Genomic DNA, 1,298 nt, shown 5'->3' with positions numbered 1-1,298 from the left:
CTGGAGCACGTCCCGCCGAGACGTTTTCAAACCGTTCGTGGTTACGGGCTTTACAGCGGCAACCAGCACTCCCGCATCGATGACGCGCGTGCCGCCCTCGGCGTGGCTCCGCCAGAGTCGGACTCACTGGAACAGCTGACTTGGCAACAGTTGTGCGAGTCGACCGGGATGACCGACGCTTGCACGTGCCCGGTGTGTGGCAAGCGTTTGGTGTCGCACCACGAGTTCGCCTCCGGTCGCGATCCCCCGCTTGATGCATTCAGTTGGCGCGAGAAACGAGGGCAAGCCGCATGAGGCCGCTGGAGTATTTGACAACGGACAGGAAACGCCACCGACGCTACCGAAGGTGCGCGCTCGGCGACGCGACTTCTCCGGGAGCAACTGGCAGAACCTCCCACACCCGGTCGATCGAGCGGGTAAACTCCTAAGCTCGGCGTCGAGCCGGTCCCACGGCAACGGGGCCAACGCAAGGCCCGATCAACAATACGTTGCACCCGACTTAGCATCTGGGGCAACGAAGTGCCAATCAGCCCACTCACCCGCCAGCGTTTACCGCCGCTAAGCAGGTGAACGTAATGGTTCTGCCATAGATTGCTCATGAGTCCTGAATTCGCTTCCCTACTTTCACAAAACATTGGCGTTTCATTCGCCAAGCAAATCGCGTTCGCGGATTTGATCGGTGAACGGAATTGGGGCGTCAGTATGTCCGAAGGGGTTGCTACATTCGGAACTGATCTCTCATTCCCCATCCAATTGCTTGGCACCGAAGCCGATGGTGACGCGTCTTGGCTCTGGGCTTGGGCAAACGAGCAAAGCAATTTGCCTCCAAATCTTCTTAAAGCGTGTAACGAGTGCTACGACCTCGGATCCACACAACAGGTACCGGAATTCACTGATCGCAGCTTTTCGCAGAACATCGCAGATGGGCACATGATCGCGTTGGTTGCATCGGGACTGCATCCCAACTGCTGCTATTACCGTGGTCCGTACGATGGTGGTGCGCTCTTCTTCCTCGTTTGCGACGTCCCTCGCGACGTCGTTGGCCCCGTTGCACCTGAACGTGCCGTTACCGTAATGACTGAGGTGATCTCTCAATTTGAAATCAATCACCGAGACATGGCTGATTCATTCCTACGGAGTCAGGGTTTCACGCTGCAACCGGCTGGCAATCGTTTAGACGCTAGGCGCGACAAAGATTCACTCACGGTTACTTTTGATTCAATGCAACGAATAAACAAGATCGACTGTACACTGAACTCTGCCGAAGCAACTTGATCGCGGTCCAGGAGAAGGCAGAA

1 protein-coding gene and 1 pseudogene are annotated in these 1,298 nt (G+C 56.5%); both read left to right on the top strand.

What is annotated here, in order from left to right:
- A pseudogene (locus H1B37_RS32850) lies at positions 1-294 on the top strand (IS91 family transposase); the annotation flags it as partial.
- 303 nt (positions 295-597) lie between these two features.
- The gene (locus tag H1B37_RS32845; protein ID WP_182871493.1) at positions 598-1,275 is read left to right on the top strand and encodes a DUF6882 domain-containing protein; all 678 of its coding nucleotides are present in this window, start codon (positions 598-600) and stop codon (positions 1,273-1,275) included.
- The last annotated feature ends 23 nt before the right edge of the window (positions 1,276-1,298 follow it).

It is taken from the genome of Stieleria mannarensis (genome assembly GCF_014154935.1).
In the GTDB taxonomy this organism is placed as follows: Bacteria; Planctomycetota; Planctomycetia; order Pirellulales; family Pirellulaceae; genus Stieleria; species Stieleria mannarensis.
The sequence above is the reverse complement of the archived record's forward strand: the minus strand, read 5'-3'. Positions and strand labels throughout refer to the sequence as shown.

What these genes read in the sequence shown, in the direction of transcription:
- H1B37_RS32845 (WP_182871493.1), top strand. Translation starts at nt 598, where the DNA reads ATGAGTCCTGAATTCGCTTCCCTACTTTCACAAAACATTGGCGTTTCA.